The organism is Streptomyces sp. NPDC020898, from assembly GCF_044333925.1.
In the GTDB taxonomy this organism is placed as follows: Bacteria; Actinomycetota; Actinomycetes; order Streptomycetales; family Streptomycetaceae; genus Streptomyces.
The window spans coordinates 1-17,219 of record NZ_JBIRRV010000014.1; the positions used below are offsets into that span (position 1 = coordinate 1).

The following is a 17,219-nucleotide window of genomic DNA, read 5'->3' on the forward strand; positions in this document are numbered from 1 at the left end:
CTCACCGTTCGCGGAAACCTGGAAATAGACGTTCTCACTCATGGCAGCGATTCTCCACCATGCAGACAGCCCCACCGCATCCGGCACCCCCGGCACCACCCGACCCGGCAACGGAGACCGGTGCCGACCTCACCCGGACAGCGCCGACCGCCGACCGCATCCCGCACGCCGGCATCAAGCCCATTCCTTCGTCCAGATGGTCCGGATCCACTGGACGGTGATCTCCACGGCCGTTGCCCCTACCGCCTTGCCGAGAAGTCCCTACGGCCCTGCCTCCTCCACGCCGGCACGAGCACTCGCACGCGTGAGCGACTTGGCTGCAGTTCTCGCCGATATTGATCCTCCAACGGCGATGCGTGACTCCCGAAGACGACGATAAGCGCCCCCGAAGAAGGTGACACCACCACGGCCTGGTTCGACCGGGAGAAGCAGAAGTGACGAAGGCCCTGCAGACAGGGGCGGAGAAGGCGTTGGCGGGGCCGGAGGGGGCCTTGCTCTCTCGGACGGGGATGCGGGTGGGGAGGGCCGTGTGATGGGCGGGAGGTCGTCGAACCGGATCGGAGACAGAAAGCCTGTCAGCAGAGTGACAGTGGCCAGTTGAGATTCCCCACTGGCGGCCAGCTGGCGGGGAGTTGTCCGGCCGCCAGTGATCACTCCGTGTGAGGGTGCCGCGTCGGCTTGCCGCGCTGGAGCTCTGGCCTCACCGGGCCGGGATGTGCGCTGCTCCGAACCGACGCTTGGCCATGCCGAGGCGTTCATACGTGGCGACGGCCGGCGCGTTGCTGGTGAGCACCATGAGCGCGGCACGGCCGTAGCGGTTGACGATGGCGTCCAGGACGAAGCCGGACACGACCCGGGCAAGACCGCGGCCGCGGGCGGAGGGGTGGGTGACCACCCCACCCATGAACCCGCACCCGGCCGCGGACCACGCGTCCGCCGCGACAGCCAGCGGCTCCACCCCGACGCTGCCGTCCACCTCACCGACGACCCCGGCCCAGCGGCACACGCCCGCGCGCCCCGGCTGCGCATAGGAGTCGGGGAAAAAGCGATCGAACAGCGACGTCGCCTCCTTCTCCTCGCGGGCGTCCAGCCACCGCACGCCTGCGGTGGCGACACCGGAAGGGGACGTGGTCTCCATCCAGAAGAAGTTGTGGACAGGCACCAGGCCGGGCAGCTGCCGCACCAGCGCATCGATCAAGGCAGCCTCCCCCAAGAGCCGATAGGACGCGCCGATCTCCTTCAGGACCCGCCGCACCAATACGACTGCGTCGACGCTGTCACCCTCGACTGCAAGCCGGTCCTGTTGCCGGTTCGGGCTGGCCACCGCCAACGCCGCGCCGTGGCGCCAGGCCCGCACCCCCGGCCCCAGGCTGTCACCCTGTCCCTGGGCCGCCCAGATCAACTGCCCGTGGCCGGCCGCGGCCTGCTCGACATCGCTGAGTCGTGCAAGTTCCTCCATGCGCCTTGCTTACCAGGCGCTCCTGGAACCCCGCTGCGTATCAGCACTCATCGATCACCGACTGTGATCACATATCTGGCCGTACTTGGGGAATGTGAAGTGGCCGCCGACACGGCAGAGCCTGAGCCCCTGACGAGAAGGAGAGGACGTGCACGCGGATGCGGCGGCTCTGGCCCGACTCGACAATGTGCCGGAGCTGCGCACACACCACTGCTGGGCCGCCGATATGGCGTCGGAGGTCGGTCTCGTCGGAGAGCGCGCACGCCTCGGGTGGGCGGAAGTCGTCGAGGATGCGGGCACGTCGGAGGCGCGTGACGAGGAGATTGTCACGCTCCTCGTCGCTCCTGATCTCTCTTCGCCGGACGGACAGGATCCGAGTACCTCTCGTGCGTACACGGGCGTTCGCAGACTGCCCGGCACCAGCTTGCGGCCGTACTCCTTGATCACCGTCGCCTTGGCGTACCTGGGTCCCGAAGGCGACGTACGAACCGGTCCGCGAGGTCTCGCCGATCGAGTCGCCGACGCGTTTCCCGCTGTGCCGATGCCCAAAGTGCGGCTCGCTTACTTGAGCTGGACCAGCGACACCGACGGCGGCACCTCGGCGCCGTCGAGCGTCGCCGTGAAGGTCAGGCGGTGGTCCGTTCGGCGCAAAGTCCCGCTGTCCGCCGTGATCGTGAACTTCACCGTCGTACGGCCCTGGGGTGGGACCTCGACCCGGGCCGGGGTGTCCGCCCGTGCCGACCAGCTCCCGGCGGGGCGGGCCTTCACGGTCACCGTCCGTGTGGTGTCGGTGAAGTTGTAGATGTCCAGGGACATACGGGTGCGGCGGGTCAGGCGGTAGCCCAGCGGGGGTTCCGCGTCGCCGTTGTCCTTGTTGGGGGCCGCGTTGCGGGCGGGGTAACGCTGGCTGAGGACGATGTGTTCGGCCGCGGAGAGTCCGGGGCGGCGCTCTTCCGGGCGCGCGGATCGTGTCGGGGCTCCGCCCGTGGTCACCGCGTACAGCGGGTCGCGGGTGACCGTCACCGCCCCGCCGCTCGTCTCCAACCGCCCGCCCATGACGTCGTACACGGCAGCGTCCGCCCCCACGGTGACCCGTACCGGCTTCGAGGACGTCATCCAGAGGACCCTCACCGACTCGCCGCGCCCGGAGTCGAAGTCGAAGCCGACCACTCCGGTCGGCAAACCCCGTGCGGGCGCTACGAAGTGCGCCTCCCCCAGCAACGAGGTCAGCGCCGCGCACGCGCTGAACGCCGGCAAGGGCTGGAACTCCCGGCTCAGCAGTCCGAAGTACACCCCGTCGTCGTGCAGCGGCGGTCCTGCGAACCAGAACTGCCGGCCGTTCCCGGCCGCCAGCCCCTCCACCGTGGAGCGGACCAGATAACGGGCCTGGACCGCCTGCTGGGCAGGGGTGAGGTCGACGCGCGGCCGTACCGTGAGGAACGCGCCGCACTCCGTCATCCACCGCGGCACGTCCCGTGCCCCGTGCCGGCGGGCCAGTTCGCGCTGCTCCTCAGCCGCTCCGGGGACCTCCGGTTCGTTCTGCTCGGCGGGGTCCGGGTAGCCGTGGAACGCCCAGACATCCGCGTACCGCACCACGTCGTTCGCCAGCATCAGGTCCTGGAAGGGGCCCGCCTGCGCGATGCCCGGCAGGACGACCAGGGGCGGGTCGGGCGCGTCGGCGATGCCCAGCGCTGCCGCCTTCACGAAGGCCGCGTGCGCGTCGCCGGTGCTGCTGGTGACGTCGACGTCGGGCTCGTTGGAGAGCTGGACGGCCGCCGGGTGCCCGGAGGCGAGGCGGCGGGCGTAGCGGTACGCGTGCCGCAGGTCGGCGGGCAGCGGGAGCGAGGCGTCCGTCATGGCCCACTCGGGGGCCGGCGAGATGACCTCCAGGGGCGACAGGCCGTGCTTGCGCAGGGTGCGGGTCACCCGGTCGTGGTGCTCCGTGTCGTACGCGCCCGGCGACGGCTCGGCGGCGGGCCATGCCTGGCCGTCCCGTATCCAGCCCGCGCCCATGTCCTTCATCGCGGCGGCGAAGTCGTCCAGGCGGGAGGGGGATATGAGGGAGGTGGCCCAGACGTTGACGCCGAAGCGGTTTGCGGGGCCGGACGGGGCGAGCCGTGCGGGCAGGCAGGCGAAGTGGCCCGTCACACCGGCGGCCTCGATCCGGTAGTTGCCCGGGGGGAGTTCAGGAAGGGCGACGGTCGCGGTCGTCTCGCCGGCCGCGACCGTCGCGTACCCCTCGAAGACCCGCTTCCCGAAGTAGTCGGTGACGTCGTAGCGCACGCGGTGCGGCCGGGCGGTGCTGCCGTCGAGTCGTAGGCGCAGGTGCGCGGGCTCTCCGCGCCGGTACATGCCCCGTTCTCCCGCGGACACCTCCCGGAGCCTCACCCCCTCCCGCCGCCTCAGGGTGAAGCGGTCCAGCGAGAGCGCGTACACCGCCCCGTCCGCCCGGACCGTCGGTTCGGTCACCCGGAACGTCAACGTGTTGGCGCCGCACCGGAGTTCGAGTTCGCCGAGGTCGAGTACGGAGAGGTCTCCCCAGGCGGGCTTCGACTCGTACCAGTACGGCTGGGAGCGGGCGATCTCGGTGAACGGGTCCTCGTTCAGGGAGAGTTGGATGTACGAGGCGGTCGTCTCGGTGTGTGGTGCCTCGACCGGGGCGGTGGCGACGGCCGTCAGGGCGTACACGCCGGGTTCGGGGGCGTGGACGACGTACGTGGCGTACCAGCCCTGCCGGCCCGGCCTCTTCCCGGTGGCCAGGGTCAGGTATCGGCCCCCGGACGCGCGGCGGTCCCGTACGACCGGGATGTTGGTCCGTATCGCCGCCTCGCCCTGGACCGTGAGCACCGGGACGGTCCTCGAAGTGCCCTGTGCCCGTGCCGGATTCAGCCCCATCGCTGACGCCGCGGTCGTCAGGAGGCCCGCCTTCATCGCCGTACGCCTGTTCAAGCCCATGGCTCCAGCAGACATGGGCGGGGCTGCGGTCCGCCTCCTGCGCGAGGCGGACCGTACCCGGACAAAGGCCTCAGGGGTAGACCCCCAGGGGTAGATCCCAGGGGCAGGCACCAGGGGCAGCACCAGGGATGCCGGCTTGGCTGTGTAGGTGAGTGAGGGAGTGGCCTTCTGACCGAGTTCGCGAGGTAGGCAGGTGGGCGCCCGGCTCGGTGCACGAGAGCCGCACCCAGCGGCGCACCGCTTGCACGTCGTCGTCACTCGCCGCCATGTTGTCCGCCGTCATGCCTGGCCCCCTGTTCCCGGAGATCCGATGCGAGGACCAGCCCGGTGGGCCGCACGCTGTGGACGCCACGAACTTGCCGCGACTTACCAGAACCCGGCCCACACGGCCCGGGTATGGGGTGGGTGGTTAGCGGCGACGTCGCCCGTGGCCCGGTAGGCCGGCCGACATCGCGTACACGCTGGAGCCGCTGCCGCTGGTGACCGGCTTCGCACACCCTTGGGCCGGCGTCGGGGGCACCATGCGCAGCAGCCCGTCCACAACGGGACGGGGAACGGCAGGAGCCACTATCGGCTCGCCGGACTGGGGGCACCGATCCCCCTCCGGCATGGAGCACGACGACGTCCTCGATCCCTCGTCCGGTTCTCGGGTCCAGGACGCAGAAGGAAGCGGCCGGAGGGGCCGATCGCGTACGGCTGCGTGTGCGGCACGCACGACCCGGGCGGGACATGGGCGCAGTGCCGGGCACGGACCGAGGACGCCCGGCGCCGACTGCTGCGGCTGGACCACCCGGCGCCGGAGGGCACGGTCTCACTGTGGGAGGCACGCGTGCGCAGGAACGTGCGCCAGGCCCTCGAACAGGACGGCTACTGACGGCCGTCGGAAACCTAGGCCCAAATCCAGGTTCTGGGGTGGTCACCGGGCCCAGGATCCGACCGCAGATTGATGACACAGGTCGGCCCAACTGTGCAGCCTGGGGTGCCGGGCACGACCTGGCCGTTCACATGCCTCGGGCCGAGATCATCTGGTCCACGGTTTTCTGAACCTCAGGCAGGAACCCCGCGATGGTCTCGCTATTGGGGTCCTCACCGAGCAGGTCCAGAGCGGTCGCGCGGGTGAGGACGATGTCGGGCTGGTCGACCAGGCCTGTGGCCCACACGTCCAACTCCGCTTCGGTGCCCCCGTCGCCAGGACCGTAGCTGATGTACAGGACGGGGAGCTCAGCTGAAGAGTCCAAAAGGGTACGGATGTCTGTGGCGGTAACCTGCGGCGCTGGCCCGTCGACGGTCGGTTCCATGGTGTGACGCTCCTCCGGCTGATGGTGGCATCAGCCTATGTCCGCTGCGGCGATCAAACTGCAGTGTCACAAACCGGCGTTGGCCAACCTTCACTGGCAACCGGTCAAGGTCCCCATCTGAACGATCCGGTCCCTCGCACACCCTCTCCGGCAGCGTTGTTCGCCCGTCGGGTGACGAACGGCCTCGACCCAAAGTACCTGCTGTTCGCCGCCTTCCCACTGGCTGGCGCACGCGGCGGCCAAGCGGTGGGGATCGGCTGGGGCCTGCCGGCGGCCGGAGTGTTCGTGGTCCCGCCCAGCCTGTTCGTCCGCGCCGAGGTACGCAAGGGCCGTTGGGCGGACCGGCACCTGAGCGTGCGGGCTCAGCGTCTGCCGTTCGCGGTGGGCCTGAACTTGTATGTGACGGCCGTCATGGTCCTGATGGACGCCGCAGAGCCGGTGACCGCCACCGCCTTCGCTATGGCCGCCCTGTGCGCGCTCACCACTGCTCTGACCGCCGTGTGGAAGGTGTCCGTGCACCGCACGGTTGCCTGTGCGTTCGCCACCGTGCTGGGGTGCGCCTACGGCGCCGCGTGGCAGTGGCCCGTCCTGGCCATACCGCTGGTGGCCTTGGAACAGGCCCGGGCCAAGCGCCGGTCTCATAGCCGGCCGGGGCTGGGCGGTGCAGTGGGGCACCGTACGGATGCTGGGCACCCTCCTATCGGTGTCGGCCGACGTGCCACCGGGGGTGGCGGCGTTGGTCGCGGAGCAACTGGAGACGGGGGCGAGATACGAGGGCCTCTCACGGGTCACCGCGTCAGCCCCCGTCCTTCCTCACAGGGAAATTGCGCGGTTCAGCCGGACAAGGTATTCCGCGTCCGGTTGCGTGCCGGCCCCGAAGCGTTCCTGGACCACGGCGAGCATGAGGTCGCGCCGCTTCGGTGATCGCGCCGCGTCGGCCGCCGCGAGTGCGTCCGGCAGCTCCTGACGGGTGAGATCCGTGCAGTAGGCGGGTGTGCCGGGCTGCTGCCGCCACGATTGCGCGAGCGGGCCCGCGTCAAAGGCGTCGAATCCGGTGTCCTCGACGAGTGCCATTGCCAGGTCACGCTCTCGCGGACTGTCGGCCGCGACGGGGAGCGAGATGCGGTCGGTACTTCCCGCCGGCTTGTTCCTGTGCGCGAACGACTCGGATCCGATCGAGTTCCACGCCTTGACGAGGGGCCGGCCCAGCTGCTTGGCGGCCCACACGCTCTCGGCCTGGCCGGCCTCGATCGCCGCGATTCCGTGGTCCCGATGCGGGAAGTAGTTCGACGTGTCGATGACAACCGTGTCAGCCAGCACGTTGGCGATCAGTGGCGCGACCTGCGGAATGCGGGTGAAGGGAATGGAGAGGATCACGGCGTCGACGTCCACTACGGCTTCCGCCGCTGTCACCGCGCGTCCGCCCGAGGACAGCACGTCCGCCTCGATCGTCTCCGGGCCGCGCGAATTGGCCGCCTTCACCTCGTGCCCGGCCTCGCTCAGCCGCCTGGTCAACGTCTTGCCGATGTTCCCGGTGCCGAGAACGCCGATCTTCATGGTGAAACTCCCTGTCCGTTCCGGGGCTTGGTCTTTGCGGCGCGACCGGGGCTGCGGGCCGGCCGCGGACGCGGTGATGTAGGTGAGTGCTGACGACCTTGCCGAAGTGAGCGCCGCTCTTCGTGTTCGTCGTGTGTGGTCGTGGCGTGCCGGGACTGCCGCTCCCGTGCTGTTGCGGGCACGAGAGCCGTGTCGGGTGGTTCAGCGGTGGGCGGCGCGGTTCATCTCGACGACGTCGTCGACGGTGGGATGGGCACCGAGGGCGGCGAAGCGTTCCGGGAGGCTGTCGCGGATGGCCGCGTCCTTGGCGCGGTCGGCTGCGGCCAGGGCCGCCGCCAGCTCGTCGAGGGTCAGTTCGGTGCAGTAGGCGGGGCTGTTGGGCTGCTGGCGCCAGGAGTCGGCCAGCGTCCCGGCGTCGTAGGCATCGAAGCCGGTGTCCTCCACCAGGCTCATGGCCACCTTCCGCGCCTCCTCGGAGTCGCCGGCGACGGGGATGGCGAGGCGGCCGGGTGTTCCGGCCGGAACACCCTTGGTCCGCTGGGTTTCGGCCAGGGCGGCGTTCCACGCCTTGACCACGGGGCGCCCCAGCAGCTCGGCGGTGTACACGCTCTCCACCTGGCCGTTGTCCACCGCCTCGATCGGCTCGCTGAGCATGCCGGGGTAGTAGTTCGCGGTGTCGATGACCACCGTCTCGTCGGGCACCGACGCGAACAGGTCCGCCAGCTGGCCCGCCACCCCGAACGGGATCGACAGGACGATGACGTCCCGGCCCTGGACGGCGTCGGCGAGGTCCGCCGCGCGGGCCCCGGACTGCAGCACCTCGGCCCGGACGGCCTCGGGGCCGCGGGCGTCGGCGACCTGGACGTCGTGACCGGCCGTGCTGAGCTTGGCGGCGAGATTCCCACCGATGGCACCGGCGCCTATGACAGTAATTTTCATGATTTGTTCCTTGCGAGGTTGTGCCGCCCCTGAGGGCAGCGCGAGGTGATGGCCGTGCAGGGGTACCGCCTGGCGTTGCGGGGGCCGGGGCGGGGTGCGGGGTGGCGGGCGGTTTACGCCGGGGTGTCCCGCTCGCGGTAGCCGCTCGCGATGAGCGTGCGGAGCCGGTCGAGCGGCTCCTCCTCGGTGCCGGTGCCCTTGATCCAGGCGACGGAGCAGGCCGCGAGGAACAGGTCGTGCCCCCGCACGGACGCACGCACGCGCCCGGCGCGCTGCGCGGCGCGCACGTACTGGTCGGTGGCCGTGATGAGGATGTCGCAGGGGATGGTGAGCGGGTTGTCCGGCTCCTGCGCCCGGGCCGCGGCCATGAGCGGGTCGGGCAGCCCGCTGAAGGCGCTGAAGTACTCCTCCATGGCGCGCAGCCACTGCTCCAGCGCCTCGGCGGGGTCGCCGAGGCGCTCGATGTCCGCCTGGCGGGCCACCAGTTCCTCGGAGCGTGTCTGCAGCACAGCCGCCAGCAGTGCTTCCCGGGTGGGGAAGTGCCGGTACAGGGTGCCGGGTCCGACGCCGGCCTCCTTGGCCACCGCCTCGAGGGAGGTGCCGACCCCGTGCTGCAGGAAGTGACGCTGCGCGGTCTCCAGGAGGGCGGCGCGGTTGCGCTGGACGTCCGCGCGGGGCTTGCGTCCCCGCTGTTCACCGGCGCTCATGCGCCCTCCTGCCTGCAGTGATCTGGCGGCCGCAGCAAAACGGACACCGCCTCCGTATGGACTTGAGCGTAAAGCGGAGGCGGCATCCGGTCAAATGGGCGGCCCGACCACGGAGCCCGGACAGCCCAGCGGGCCGCCATCTCCGACCACAGAGCGCGCGGCCATAGCCGTACGGGCTGCACCATTCCAGGGTGCCCTTGTCCGGCCCCTCCCGCGCCCGGCCCGGCCCGGTCCCCGGTCCAGGACATCAGGGGGTGAGCTGTTGGTGTCCGATGACGGAGAGCAGTTCGAGTTTGCTATGGCTCTCCGTGCCGGGGCGGGTGGTCAGTACCACCAGGGTCTGGGCGCGGTTCTCGGTGTACAGGAGCTGGGCGTCGACGTCGATGCGGCCGAGTTCGGGGTGGAGGATGGTCTTGCAGTCGCCGTAGCGGGCGACCTCCTGCAGTTCCCACATGCGGACGAACTCGGGGCTGTGTTCCTGGAGTTCGGCCAGGATCCGGGCGGCCCGGGGAGTGTCGCTGCCGGCGGTCAGCGCGGCCCGCAGGCGTGCCGCCTGGGCGCGGCCGTGGCTTTCGTGAGTCTCCTCGGGATACACCAGACGCTCGGCCGGGTCCATGAACCAACGGTAGTAGCCGCTGCCGGCCAGACCGGTGTGGCGGGTCTGGTCGCCGAGCAGCGCGATGGCCAAGGGGTTCATCGCGAGGGTGTCGACCAGGTCGGTGGTTACCAGGGCCGGGGTGTCGTCCAGGCGGTCCAGGACCCGCAGCAGCGTCGGGCTGACGTGTTCGGAGCGGTGGAAGCGGGCCGGGGCGTTGTGGCCGATGAGGACGAAGAGGTGGTCGCGTTCGTCCAGGGTCAGCCGCAGTGCCCGGGCGAGGGCCGTGGTGATCTGGACGGAGGGTTGCGGCGCACGCTGCTGCTCCAGCCGGGCGTAGTAGTCGGTGGACATGCCGGCGAGCTGCGCGACCTCCTCGCGGCGCAGCCCCTGCGTACGCCTGCGCGCCCCCTCGACCAGCCCGACGTCGCGGGGGCGCAACATCTCACGCCGGTGCCGCAGGAATTCCGCTAGTTCCTTCTTGTCCATGCCCTCATCCTCGCGACATCCCGCCCGGCTATCCAGAGACCGCCGATCCATGGCTGAGCCCTCCTGTCCTCAGCGCGAAGCCGCTCGTACGACCGACGCTGAAGGCGCTCGCGGCGAGACGACCCGATGGTCACCTGACCTGCATGACCCGCTGGGGAATGCGCCGACTGTCGGCGGTGCGCCCCAGGCCATCGGTCTGGCCGACGGCCTGCGGCGATGGTCCCCCTCAAGGACACCCAACGCCTTGACCGGCCCCGGGCCTCGTCGCCCGGCCTTGCCGACACGACCGTGTTCGTCGTGTGACGGGCGCGTCTTCGGTGAGGACCTCCCCGATGCGGGTCAGCTCGCGTTCGTCCCTGATAAGGCCCCACAGGACCCGCTCGCGTGCTGTTGTTCCGCGTCGGTCATGACCGGGCGGTCAGCTGCTGTTGATCATGGCGAGGACGTCGCCGTAGGAGCCGTTGGCCACCGCGTCGCGGAGGAACCCGGCGCGCTCGACGACCAGCTCCTTCGCGTCGGGCTTCTCACGCAGCAGACCGAGAACCTCGGTGAGGAACTCGTCCAACGGCATGGCGTCGTCGGCATCCTGCTGACCCATCAGGGTCGTGCGCACACCCGGCGGAACCATCTCGATCACCTGGATACCGGCATCGGCACCGGCGAGCTGGATGCGCAGGCTCTCGGAGAAGGAGTGCAGCGCGGCCTTCGTCGCGCCGTAGGTCGGAGCGATCGCGTACGGGACGAACGCCAGCGCGGAGGTGACGTTCATGACGGCCGCGTCGTCCTTGCCCGCGATCAGGGGCAGGAAGGCATACGTCATCCGGATCGAGCCGAGCAGGTTGACCGTGATGTGATCCTCGGCGACCGCGAGTTCGGCCGGGTCGAGAAGGTTCTCCGGCAGCATGATGCCGGCGTTGTTGACCAGCACGTTCAGCCCCGGGTGGCTCGCCGCCACACTCTCGCGGGCCCGGGCGATCGAGTCGGGGTCCGCGACATCGAGGACGAGGGCGTCGATGCCCGGGTGCCCGGCCGTGATCTCGTCGAGGAGTTCCTTGCGCCGGCCGGCGACGATCACCTTGTTGCCGGCCTCGTGCAGGCTCAGGGCCAGACCGAGGCCGATGCCCGAGGTCCCGCCGGTGATCAGAATCGTGTTGCCAGTCATCTTCATGGGGGTCTTGTTCCTTCGCTACGGCGGGCCGGTGCACGCCCGCAGCCTCGACCGTAGAGACCCCAGCACAGGGGCGGGAGAGGAAGGTTTATCCATGGATCGGCCGTCTCTGCCTCGTGAAGCGGCTCTGCGCAGCGGATCCGGTGTCGTGGCGGTGGAGGTGGCGATGGTGAGGCGGTCGGCGTGGGAAGAGGCGACGTCGAGGGCGGGGTGTTGGACGACGCTCTGCAGGTTGATGAGGCGCCCGGCTTCGCAGTGCAGCGCGGTGAAAGGCATGAATCGCACGACACCAGATAGCAGGAGTCACTGACACGGCAGTTGTAGTTCTGGTGTTGGTGCAGGTCGGGCGTGTCAGGGGCGGGTGTGGGCATGGGTACGGCCACCGTGATCATGAACGTTTGTAAGGACGTATCAAGAGACGGTGGCCGTGGAGGCCACGATCGCCGGGCAGGCGTGGGCGAAGGCGTTCGGGGCGGCGACGGGGTGAGAGGTCTACTGCGGGCGCGAACTACGCATGGAGATCCGCCGGTTGGACACCTCCGATGCGGCTCTGCGCCGCCGGCACCACCTTGCCGATCGCAGTGGCGAGCGAGGCTCCGAGGACGCTGACGCCCACCAGGGTCAGCCAGATCGAGGCTGCCCCGGTAGACAGCAACCCGGAGAGCGCGGCCGGAGCGACCGCTCCTGCGACAGTCACGGCGAGCTGGTTGAGGGCCAAGTACCGGCCGCGGAGAGCGTCTGGGGCACTCTCCGCGGCGACAGTCGACGTGATGGGGCCGCCGAGGAGTTCACCGAAGGTGTAGCTGCCTGCACCGAGCAACACGAAGCCGACCGCGAGGGCGAGCGCAGCCACGCGGTCGGCGGCGAGGAACAGGAGGTAGCCGGCCGCAAAGCAGGCGTGTCCGGCGACGAGGACGCGGCTGCGGATCCGCCCGCTGAGCCACCCGACCACGAGGCCTTGGCCGAAGCCGACCATCAGGGTGTTGAGCGTGAAGACCGCGCCGGCAGTCCATCCAGGCAGTCCCAGCACGTCCACGGCGTAGACCGGTATCGCGATGTTGAGGGCGAACAAGGAGATCGCGAAACACAGTTGATGCGCGACCAGTGACAGGTACCGCCGGTCCCGGAGCACGCGCCCCCAGCCTCCAGCAGCCTCCTGGCCCGCTTCGGGACGGCCATTCGGCACGGCCCGCATCAGCACGAAGGCGGCGACATAGGACAAGGCGTTGACGACCACGATCGCGGCGTAGGCGCCTTGAGTACCGATGCTGACGGCGACGGCGGAGAGGAGCCCGCCGAGTGCGTAGCCGAGGTTGCGTACCGACCCCAGAAGACCGAACCAGCGCTCGCGTTGGCCGGGCGCGGCCAGCGCCGTGACGGTCACGCCGTAGCAGCTGGAGGACACCGCCCGCCCGGCACTGTTCAACCAGGCGCAGATGACGATCTGCCATGTCTGGCCCACGACGAGATAGCCGGCGAAGCCGAGCGCCTGGGCCAGGTTTGCCGCCTGCAGTACCGGCTTGGCGCCGTACCGGTCGACCAGTCCGCCGACCAGAGGACCCGCCGGGAGCGCCAGCAGCCCGGCCGTCGTCAGCGCCGCGCCCACCTGCACCAGCGTCAGCGACGTCGTGGCCAGGAAATACAGCATCGAAACGGGGATGAAGACGCCGGTGCCGAGCGAGTCGATGACGATCGCTGCGACGAATCGGCCGTGCCGAGCTATCGAGGGACGGACCGTGCAATCGGGAGTAGACACGACCCGGACGGTATAGATTCTATACCGGTATCCACAACGCTACCGGGAGTCGTGCATGGGTAAGGCTTACAACATCATGGCCGCGACCTGCCCCAGTCGCACCGTTCTGCACCGGATCGGGGCGCGCTGGACGGTGTTCATCGTCAACGCGCTGGACAACAGGCCGATGCGATTCACCGAGCTCAAGGCGCACATCCGGGGGATCACACCGAAGGCGCTCACCGAGACGCTTCGCGCGATGGAGTACGACGGTCTGATCTCTCGCACGGAGATTCCCGCAAATCCCCCGCATGTCGAATACGCCCTCACCGACCTCGGCCGGTCGCTGCTGACACCCCTACGCGCTGTCCGGGAATGGGCCGAGAGCCACGTCCCCGACATCGAACGCGCCCGCGCACATGCCGACGCGCAACGGTAACCCCGTTCGCCGATCCGGCCACGAATCGCGCGGCGCGGGCACAGTCACGGCAGCTGTGGTTCCGATCATGGTTGGTCGTAAAGGTGGTGTCAGCTCTGGCTTGGGAAAACGTCCGCGAAATCGAGCTAGCCAGGACACCCCCGCTCTCCACGGTGGCCGGCTGGGGAGGATCGTCGGTCCATGGATAGGTGATCCTCTCCCGCCCCCGCCTATACACCCCCATAGTCGAGGCTGCCGGGTGCGCCCGGCCCCTGCGGCGAAGGAGAGAATCGCCGAGGCCAACGGCGCCTACGACCCGGTGCTGGCCATGCTGAGCGGCGTAAAAGCCTGATCCAGCAACGCACAAGAGGGAGAGCCGAACGTGAAACCCACCCATGAAGACACCGTCGAAATCAGCAGGGCCCTGGCGCTGTGGGCGCACATCATGGACGACCACGACCTGGACCGTCTCGGCGAATGCCTCACCGAAGACGCAGTGTGGGACGGCAGCGTCTTCGGCGGCGACCCGGTCGTCGGGCTGGACGCGATCGCGACCTTCATGAACGCCCCCGGACACGCGAAAGCCCACCACACGACGAACATCGTCGTGTCGGAAGGCCCGGGCGACGAGGTGCGGGCCCGATCCAAAGGTCTGAGCCTGCTGGAGGGCGGCGGTGTCGCCAGCGTCGTCTACGCCGACGACCTGCGACGCACTGATGACGGCTGGCGCATTTCCCGGCGGGTCATCCATCTCACGTGGCCACATCGCTTCTAGGAAGCCGCTGAGGGTGAGCCCGGCAGTGACGGCATCGAGGTCGCCGGTCAGTGCGCGGGTGATGGGTGGAGTACCTGCAGTTCTTCGACTGCGCGGCGACGGTGTGGTCGTGGGTGGGCACCAGGGTTCCGTCCACGTTGAGCACGGTGTCCTTGGCGAACCGTTTGCGGGGCTGGAGCGCGAGCATCGGGCCGAGGCGGTCGATGATCCGGTGAGCTGCAGACTTCGAAATGCCGAAGAGCGGGGCAATCTGCCGCATCGTCAAATTTGTCCGCCAGTACGCCGCGACCAGCAGCGGCCGGTCCTCCAGCGGAAGGCCCCACGACCGACCGGCGCAGACCCGCTTCCGCACCCTCGCGCCGCAGCACGGTCACCAGCTTGCCGAACTGGCACAAGCTCAGTCCGGTGAACGGGGCTGTCCAGGACGGCTCCGACGCCGTGATCACACCAGTCATGCCAAGATCGTTCCACGGAGTGCCTGAGACGTGGCCCGCTTTCAGCTGCCACTCAGCGGAGACTCCCACCCGGGATCGTGTCGGGAATTTCTCGTGAGGTGGGCGAGCAGGTGCTCCGCCGTGGTGAACGCAGTGCCTTGCGGTGCTCCAGCCGAGGTCAGAGCGACTATGAGTGTTGCCTGTGCTGGCCCTGGTACGTCCAGGTCGGTAAGGAGGGGAAGGGCCAACAGGAGCCGGGCGGCTGGGTCCTGGACACCTTCGGCCGTGGAGGACGGGCTGTCAGCGAGGCGGACCAGTTCGTGCCACCTCAGCCCAGTCCCCGAGAAATATCCTTCCCAGCTGGCGATCTGCTGGGCGGAGCTCCTGCCTGGATGGGTGAGGAGGTAGTCGGTGCCGTAGTCGCCGACCAGGTTGCGGTAGATCACCACAGCTCCGGGACCGTCTTCGGCCGGCACTCGGAACACCGGCCAGCGTTCGGGATCGAAGAGGACCTCGGACAGGGCATCAGCATCGGCGCTGTCATCACCGAACCACTCTGGAACCGGCCGCTCAGCACAAGCCCCGTCACTGCACATCGCCAGGAGGTAGTTCGACCAGAAGCCTGGGCGGGCCAGCAGCGACTCGCCCGCCACCAACGGGCCGTCGCCGTATCCCTTGATCAGCACCCCTGGATCCTGTCACCAGCCACTGACATGGTGCGATCCGGGATCGGTCTGGGGCCGCCGCCCGGTTACGGGACAAATCTTGGTTAGCCTCGAGCATTTATGAGGGTCCGTCAGTAAGGACGATCAGCTTGCTGACGGACCCTTTGGCCAGGGTCCTTGCCCTGGGCCCGCCCGACTCCGCCGCGCGCCGCGCCAGCGAATCGAAGAGCACCGCGGTGAGCAGCACGCCACCGGTGGTCACGAACTGGACCGCGGGCTCGACACCCAGCAGCGCCGACCAGGTCGAGCCGCGGCCGCCGAACAGACTGGTGCCCCCGAGGACGGCGGCGGCAATGGCGTTGATCAGCAGGCCGTCGTCCCAGGTCAGCGTGAGCGGATGAGCAGCCATGGCGCCTGTAGTGACGGTCGAAGTCGAGCCGGATGAGGTGATCGCGCTCCCGCCGCGACTCGTTCGGACTCAGCACCTGCGAACGATCACAGCCGTTCGGTTGTGCCAGCCCGGGACTTTCAGTCCCGGGTCGTTGACAGGAGATCCGCAGCCGTGACGCGATGGAGGTGTATCAGCACGTCGAACTGGCGCCCGAGTGAGGTTTGGTAGGGGTCCTCCGGCCAGGCGTTCCCGATGGAGCGGGTCAGCCGCTTCGCCATCAGCCAGTCTCGCGCCGGCTCGGGCACGGCCCGCAGATCGACGTAGTAGTCCCGGCGCGAGACTCGCTCCAGTACCTCCTCACTGCTGCCCGCGCCCAGCGGCTTCACGGAGAAGCGACGGTAGGGCTCCTCCGGATCCGTCAGATCCATCGCGTTGAACGAGCCCTGCCCGAAGGTGTAACCGATGTTCACGTACTCGGCCCCGACCGTCTGGCGTATGAACTCCCCCTGGGTCTTCGGATACTGCTCAGGGTTGTCGGACTCGTAGGAGACATGGCCGTTGTGGGCCGACAACAGCATCCGGTGGCCGGTGTGCCGCTGCCACCACACAGTGTTCTCCGCCATGATCTGGTCGCGGTAGAGCATGGCCCGGGCGATCTTCTCCGGGTCGGAGAAGTCGTAGTACGCGTAGAGGGTGCCGGTCTGGGAGATGGCCCTGGCGTGCTGGAGGATCCACTCGTACGCCTGCCGGTCCCCGTCCGGCCCCTGCGCCTGAAGCAGCTCGTAGGCGCGCCGCACATCCACGGCCGTCCGCTCGCGCTCGGCGATGGGCCTGGCCATGTTCTCGTTGACGGTCTCCTCCACGCTCCCCGTCGGCCGGAGCTCGCGGTAAAGGCGGCGGAACTCCGGCAGCAGCTCCGGGTGGTGCGCGGACACATAGTCCGTGACCGCGTCGAAGAGCTCAGGTCCCGCGTAGCCGTTGTCCTCACCCATGAACTGCACCGGGCGGTCGGGGTGGCGAACGTTGTGGGCGCGCATCCACCTCAGCAGATCGAGATACTCGCGGGTGTTCCATATCCGGTACGAGCTCTGGAACTCCTCCCGCATGAGCTTCTCCGGATCGCCCTTCCCGTACAACACGTACTCGTTGAGGACCAGGCCGGTGGACCAGGGCGCCTCCAGCGCGAAGGTGGTGAAGCCCTTCTCCTCGACGAGGTGGCGGAAGACGCGGTGCTTCATCGTGAAGAACTGCCGAGAGCTGTGCGTAGCCTCACCCAGGCCGACGATCTTCGCCGAGCCGATCATGCGACCGAGCGGGCGCAGATCGCCGGCGGGGGCGCCGGCCTCCGTGGAACGCAGCGGCTCCGCGACGCGCGCCAGTTCGCGCACCGGATCGGTGGTGGTCATCGCGTGCGCCGGCCGGGCGGCGACCGTCAGCGTGCCGACCCCGAGCGTCAGCGCCAGCAGGAGCAGCAGTAGCCGATGCAATCGATGTGATCTGTGAAATACAGGCATGAATCAAGGCTGCCGATGGGCGGCAGGTCCCGGGCAGCCTGCCACCTCCAGTTTTCCTCCTGGGGATAACCACAGGTCCGCTGTAGAGCAAATGCCACTCCGGGACCTGCCGCCTGCCTG

15 protein-coding genes and 2 pseudogenes are annotated in these 17,219 nt (G+C 69.1%); 3 read left to right on the forward strand and 14 right to left on the reverse strand.

What is annotated here, in order from left to right; all coding sequences use genetic code 11:
• Nucleotides 1–700 precede the first annotated feature (700 nt).
• The 3 genes from ACH4TV_RS34450 to ACH4TV_RS34460 all read right to left on the reverse strand — a co-directional run bounded on the left by ACH4TV_RS34450 (nt 701) and on the right by ACH4TV_RS34460 (nt 4,414).
• Nucleotides 701–1,459, reverse strand: coding sequence for a GNAT family N-acetyltransferase (locus ACH4TV_RS34450; protein ID WP_398405172.1), 759 nt, complete (start codon nt 1,457–1,459; stop codon nt 701–703).
• Nucleotides 1,460–1,526: 67 nt separating this feature from the next.
• Nucleotides 1,527–1,970 carry a Scr1 family TA system antitoxin-like transcriptional regulator gene (locus ACH4TV_RS34455; RefSeq protein WP_398405419.1) on the reverse strand — a complete coding sequence of 148 codons (444 nt, stop codon included), beginning with the start codon at nt 1,968–1,970 and terminating at the stop codon, nt 1,527–1,529.
• A gap of 50 nt (nt 1,971–2,020) precedes the next feature.
• Nucleotides 2,021–4,414, reverse strand: a complete 2,394-nt coding sequence (locus tag ACH4TV_RS34460) for a hypothetical protein (protein WP_398405174.1) — start codon at nt 4,412–4,414, stop codon at nt 2,021–2,023.
• 700 nt (nt 4,415–5,114) lie between these two features.
• Between ACH4TV_RS34460 and ACH4TV_RS34465 the strand changes: the two genes are divergently transcribed.
• Nucleotides 5,115–5,288, forward strand: coding sequence for a hypothetical protein (locus ACH4TV_RS34465; RefSeq protein ID WP_398405176.1), 174 nt, complete (start codon nt 5,115–5,117; stop codon nt 5,286–5,288).
• 127 nt (nt 5,289–5,415) lie between these two features.
• Here ACH4TV_RS34465 and ACH4TV_RS34470 read toward each other — a convergent pair whose 3' ends face one another.
• From ACH4TV_RS34470 to ACH4TV_RS34500, 7 genes are all read right to left on the reverse strand, one after another.
• Nucleotides 5,416–5,712, reverse strand: coding sequence for a hypothetical protein (locus ACH4TV_RS34470; RefSeq protein ID WP_398405178.1), 297 nt, complete (start codon nt 5,710–5,712; stop codon nt 5,416–5,418).
• 813 nt (nt 5,713–6,525) lie between these two features.
• Complete coding sequence (locus ACH4TV_RS34475; protein ID WP_398405420.1) at nt 6,526–7,347, reverse strand: NADPH-dependent F420 reductase; 822 nt, start codon at nt 7,345–7,347, stop codon at nt 6,526–6,528.
• Between the two features lie 123 nt (nt 7,348–7,470).
• Complete coding sequence (locus ACH4TV_RS34480; protein ID WP_398405180.1) at nt 7,471–8,208, reverse strand: NADPH-dependent F420 reductase; 738 nt, start codon at nt 8,206–8,208, stop codon at nt 7,471–7,473.
• A 113-nt stretch (nt 8,209–8,321) separates the two neighbouring features.
• Entirely contained in the window at nt 8,322–8,915 is a 594-nt protein-coding gene (locus ACH4TV_RS34485) for a TetR/AcrR family transcriptional regulator (RefSeq protein ID WP_398405182.1), read from the reverse strand.
• A 247-nt stretch (nt 8,916–9,162) separates the two neighbouring features.
• The gene (locus ACH4TV_RS34490) at nt 9,163–9,999 is read right to left on the reverse strand and encodes a helix-turn-helix transcriptional regulator (RefSeq protein ID WP_398405184.1); all 837 of its coding nucleotides are present in this window, start codon (nt 9,997–9,999) and stop codon (nt 9,163–9,165) included.
• A gap of 418 nt (nt 10,000–10,417) precedes the next feature.
• Complete coding sequence (locus ACH4TV_RS34495) at nt 10,418–11,167, reverse strand: SDR family oxidoreductase (RefSeq protein ID WP_398405186.1); 750 nt, start codon at nt 11,165–11,167, stop codon at nt 10,418–10,420.
• 508 nt (nt 11,168–11,675) lie between these two features.
• On the reverse strand, nt 11,676–12,923 hold the full coding sequence (locus ACH4TV_RS34500) for an MFS transporter (protein ID WP_398405188.1): 1,248 nt from the start codon (nt 12,921–12,923) through the stop codon (nt 11,676–11,678).
• 55 nt (nt 12,924–12,978) lie between these two features.
• Between ACH4TV_RS34500 and ACH4TV_RS34505 the strand changes: the two genes are divergently transcribed.
• Together ACH4TV_RS34505 and ACH4TV_RS34510 are read left to right on the forward strand one after the other, a co-directional pair.
• Nucleotides 12,979–13,341, forward strand: a complete 363-nt coding sequence (locus tag ACH4TV_RS34505) for a winged helix-turn-helix transcriptional regulator (RefSeq protein ID WP_398405190.1) — start codon at nt 12,979–12,981, stop codon at nt 13,339–13,341.
• Between the two features lie 361 nt (nt 13,342–13,702).
• The gene (locus tag ACH4TV_RS34510; protein ID WP_398405192.1) at nt 13,703–14,095 is read left to right on the forward strand and encodes a nuclear transport factor 2 family protein; all 393 of its coding nucleotides are present in this window, start codon (nt 13,703–13,705) and stop codon (nt 14,093–14,095) included.
• Between the two features lie 58 nt (nt 14,096–14,153).
• On the opposite strand, the pseudogene ACH4TV_RS34515 reads toward ACH4TV_RS34510, so the two are convergent.
• From ACH4TV_RS34515 to ACH4TV_RS34530, 4 genes and pseudogenes are all read right to left on the reverse strand, one after another.
• Nucleotides 14,154–14,550 (reverse strand): annotated as a pseudogene (locus ACH4TV_RS34515) (transposase family protein); the annotation flags it as partial.
• Nucleotides 14,551–14,591: 41 nt separating this feature from the next.
• Nucleotides 14,592–15,215 (reverse strand): hypothetical protein, encoded by a 624-nt coding sequence (locus ACH4TV_RS34520; protein ID WP_398405194.1) that lies wholly within the window; start codon nt 15,213–15,215, stop codon nt 14,592–14,594.
• A gap of 97 nt (nt 15,216–15,312) precedes the next feature.
• A pseudogene (locus tag ACH4TV_RS34525) lies at nt 15,313–15,564 on the reverse strand (hypothetical protein); the annotation flags it as partial.
• A gap of 158 nt (nt 15,565–15,722) precedes the next feature.
• The gene (locus ACH4TV_RS34530) at nt 15,723–17,099 is read right to left on the reverse strand and encodes an erythromycin esterase family protein (protein WP_398405196.1); all 1,377 of its coding nucleotides are present in this window, start codon (nt 17,097–17,099) and stop codon (nt 15,723–15,725) included.
• Between the last annotated feature and the right edge of the window lie 120 nt (nt 17,100–17,219).

Bases quoted from the DNA above. Each gene is read 5' to 3' on its own strand.
- ACH4TV_RS34450 (WP_398405172.1), bottom strand. From the start codon at position 1,459: ATGGAGGAACTTGCACGACTCAGCGATGTCGAGCAGGCCGCGGCCGGC.
- ACH4TV_RS34460 (WP_398405174.1), bottom strand. From the start codon at position 4,414: ATGGGCTTGAACAGGCGTACGGCGATGAAGGCGGGCCTCCTGACGACC.
- ACH4TV_RS34470 (WP_398405178.1), bottom strand. From the start codon at position 5,712: ATGGAACCGACCGTCGACGGGCCAGCGCCGCAGGTTACCGCCACAGAC.
- ACH4TV_RS34480 (WP_398405180.1), bottom strand. From the start codon at position 8,208: ATGAAAATTACTGTCATAGGCGCCGGTGCCATCGGTGGGAATCTCGCC.
- ACH4TV_RS34485 (WP_398405182.1), bottom strand. From the start codon at position 8,915: ATGAGCGCCGGTGAACAGCGGGGACGCAAGCCCCGCGCGGACGTCCAG.
- ACH4TV_RS34490 (WP_398405184.1), bottom strand. From the start codon at position 9,999: ATGGACAAGAAGGAACTAGCGGAATTCCTGCGGCACCGGCGTGAGATG.
- ACH4TV_RS34495 (WP_398405186.1), bottom strand. From the start codon at position 11,167: ATGAAGATGACTGGCAACACGATTCTGATCACCGGCGGGACCTCGGGC.
- ACH4TV_RS34505 (WP_398405190.1), top strand. From the start codon at position 12,979: ATGGGTAAGGCTTACAACATCATGGCCGCGACCTGCCCCAGTCGCACC.
- ACH4TV_RS34530 (WP_398405196.1), bottom strand. From the start codon at position 17,099: ATGCCTGTATTTCACAGATCACATCGATTGCATCGGCTACTGCTGCTC.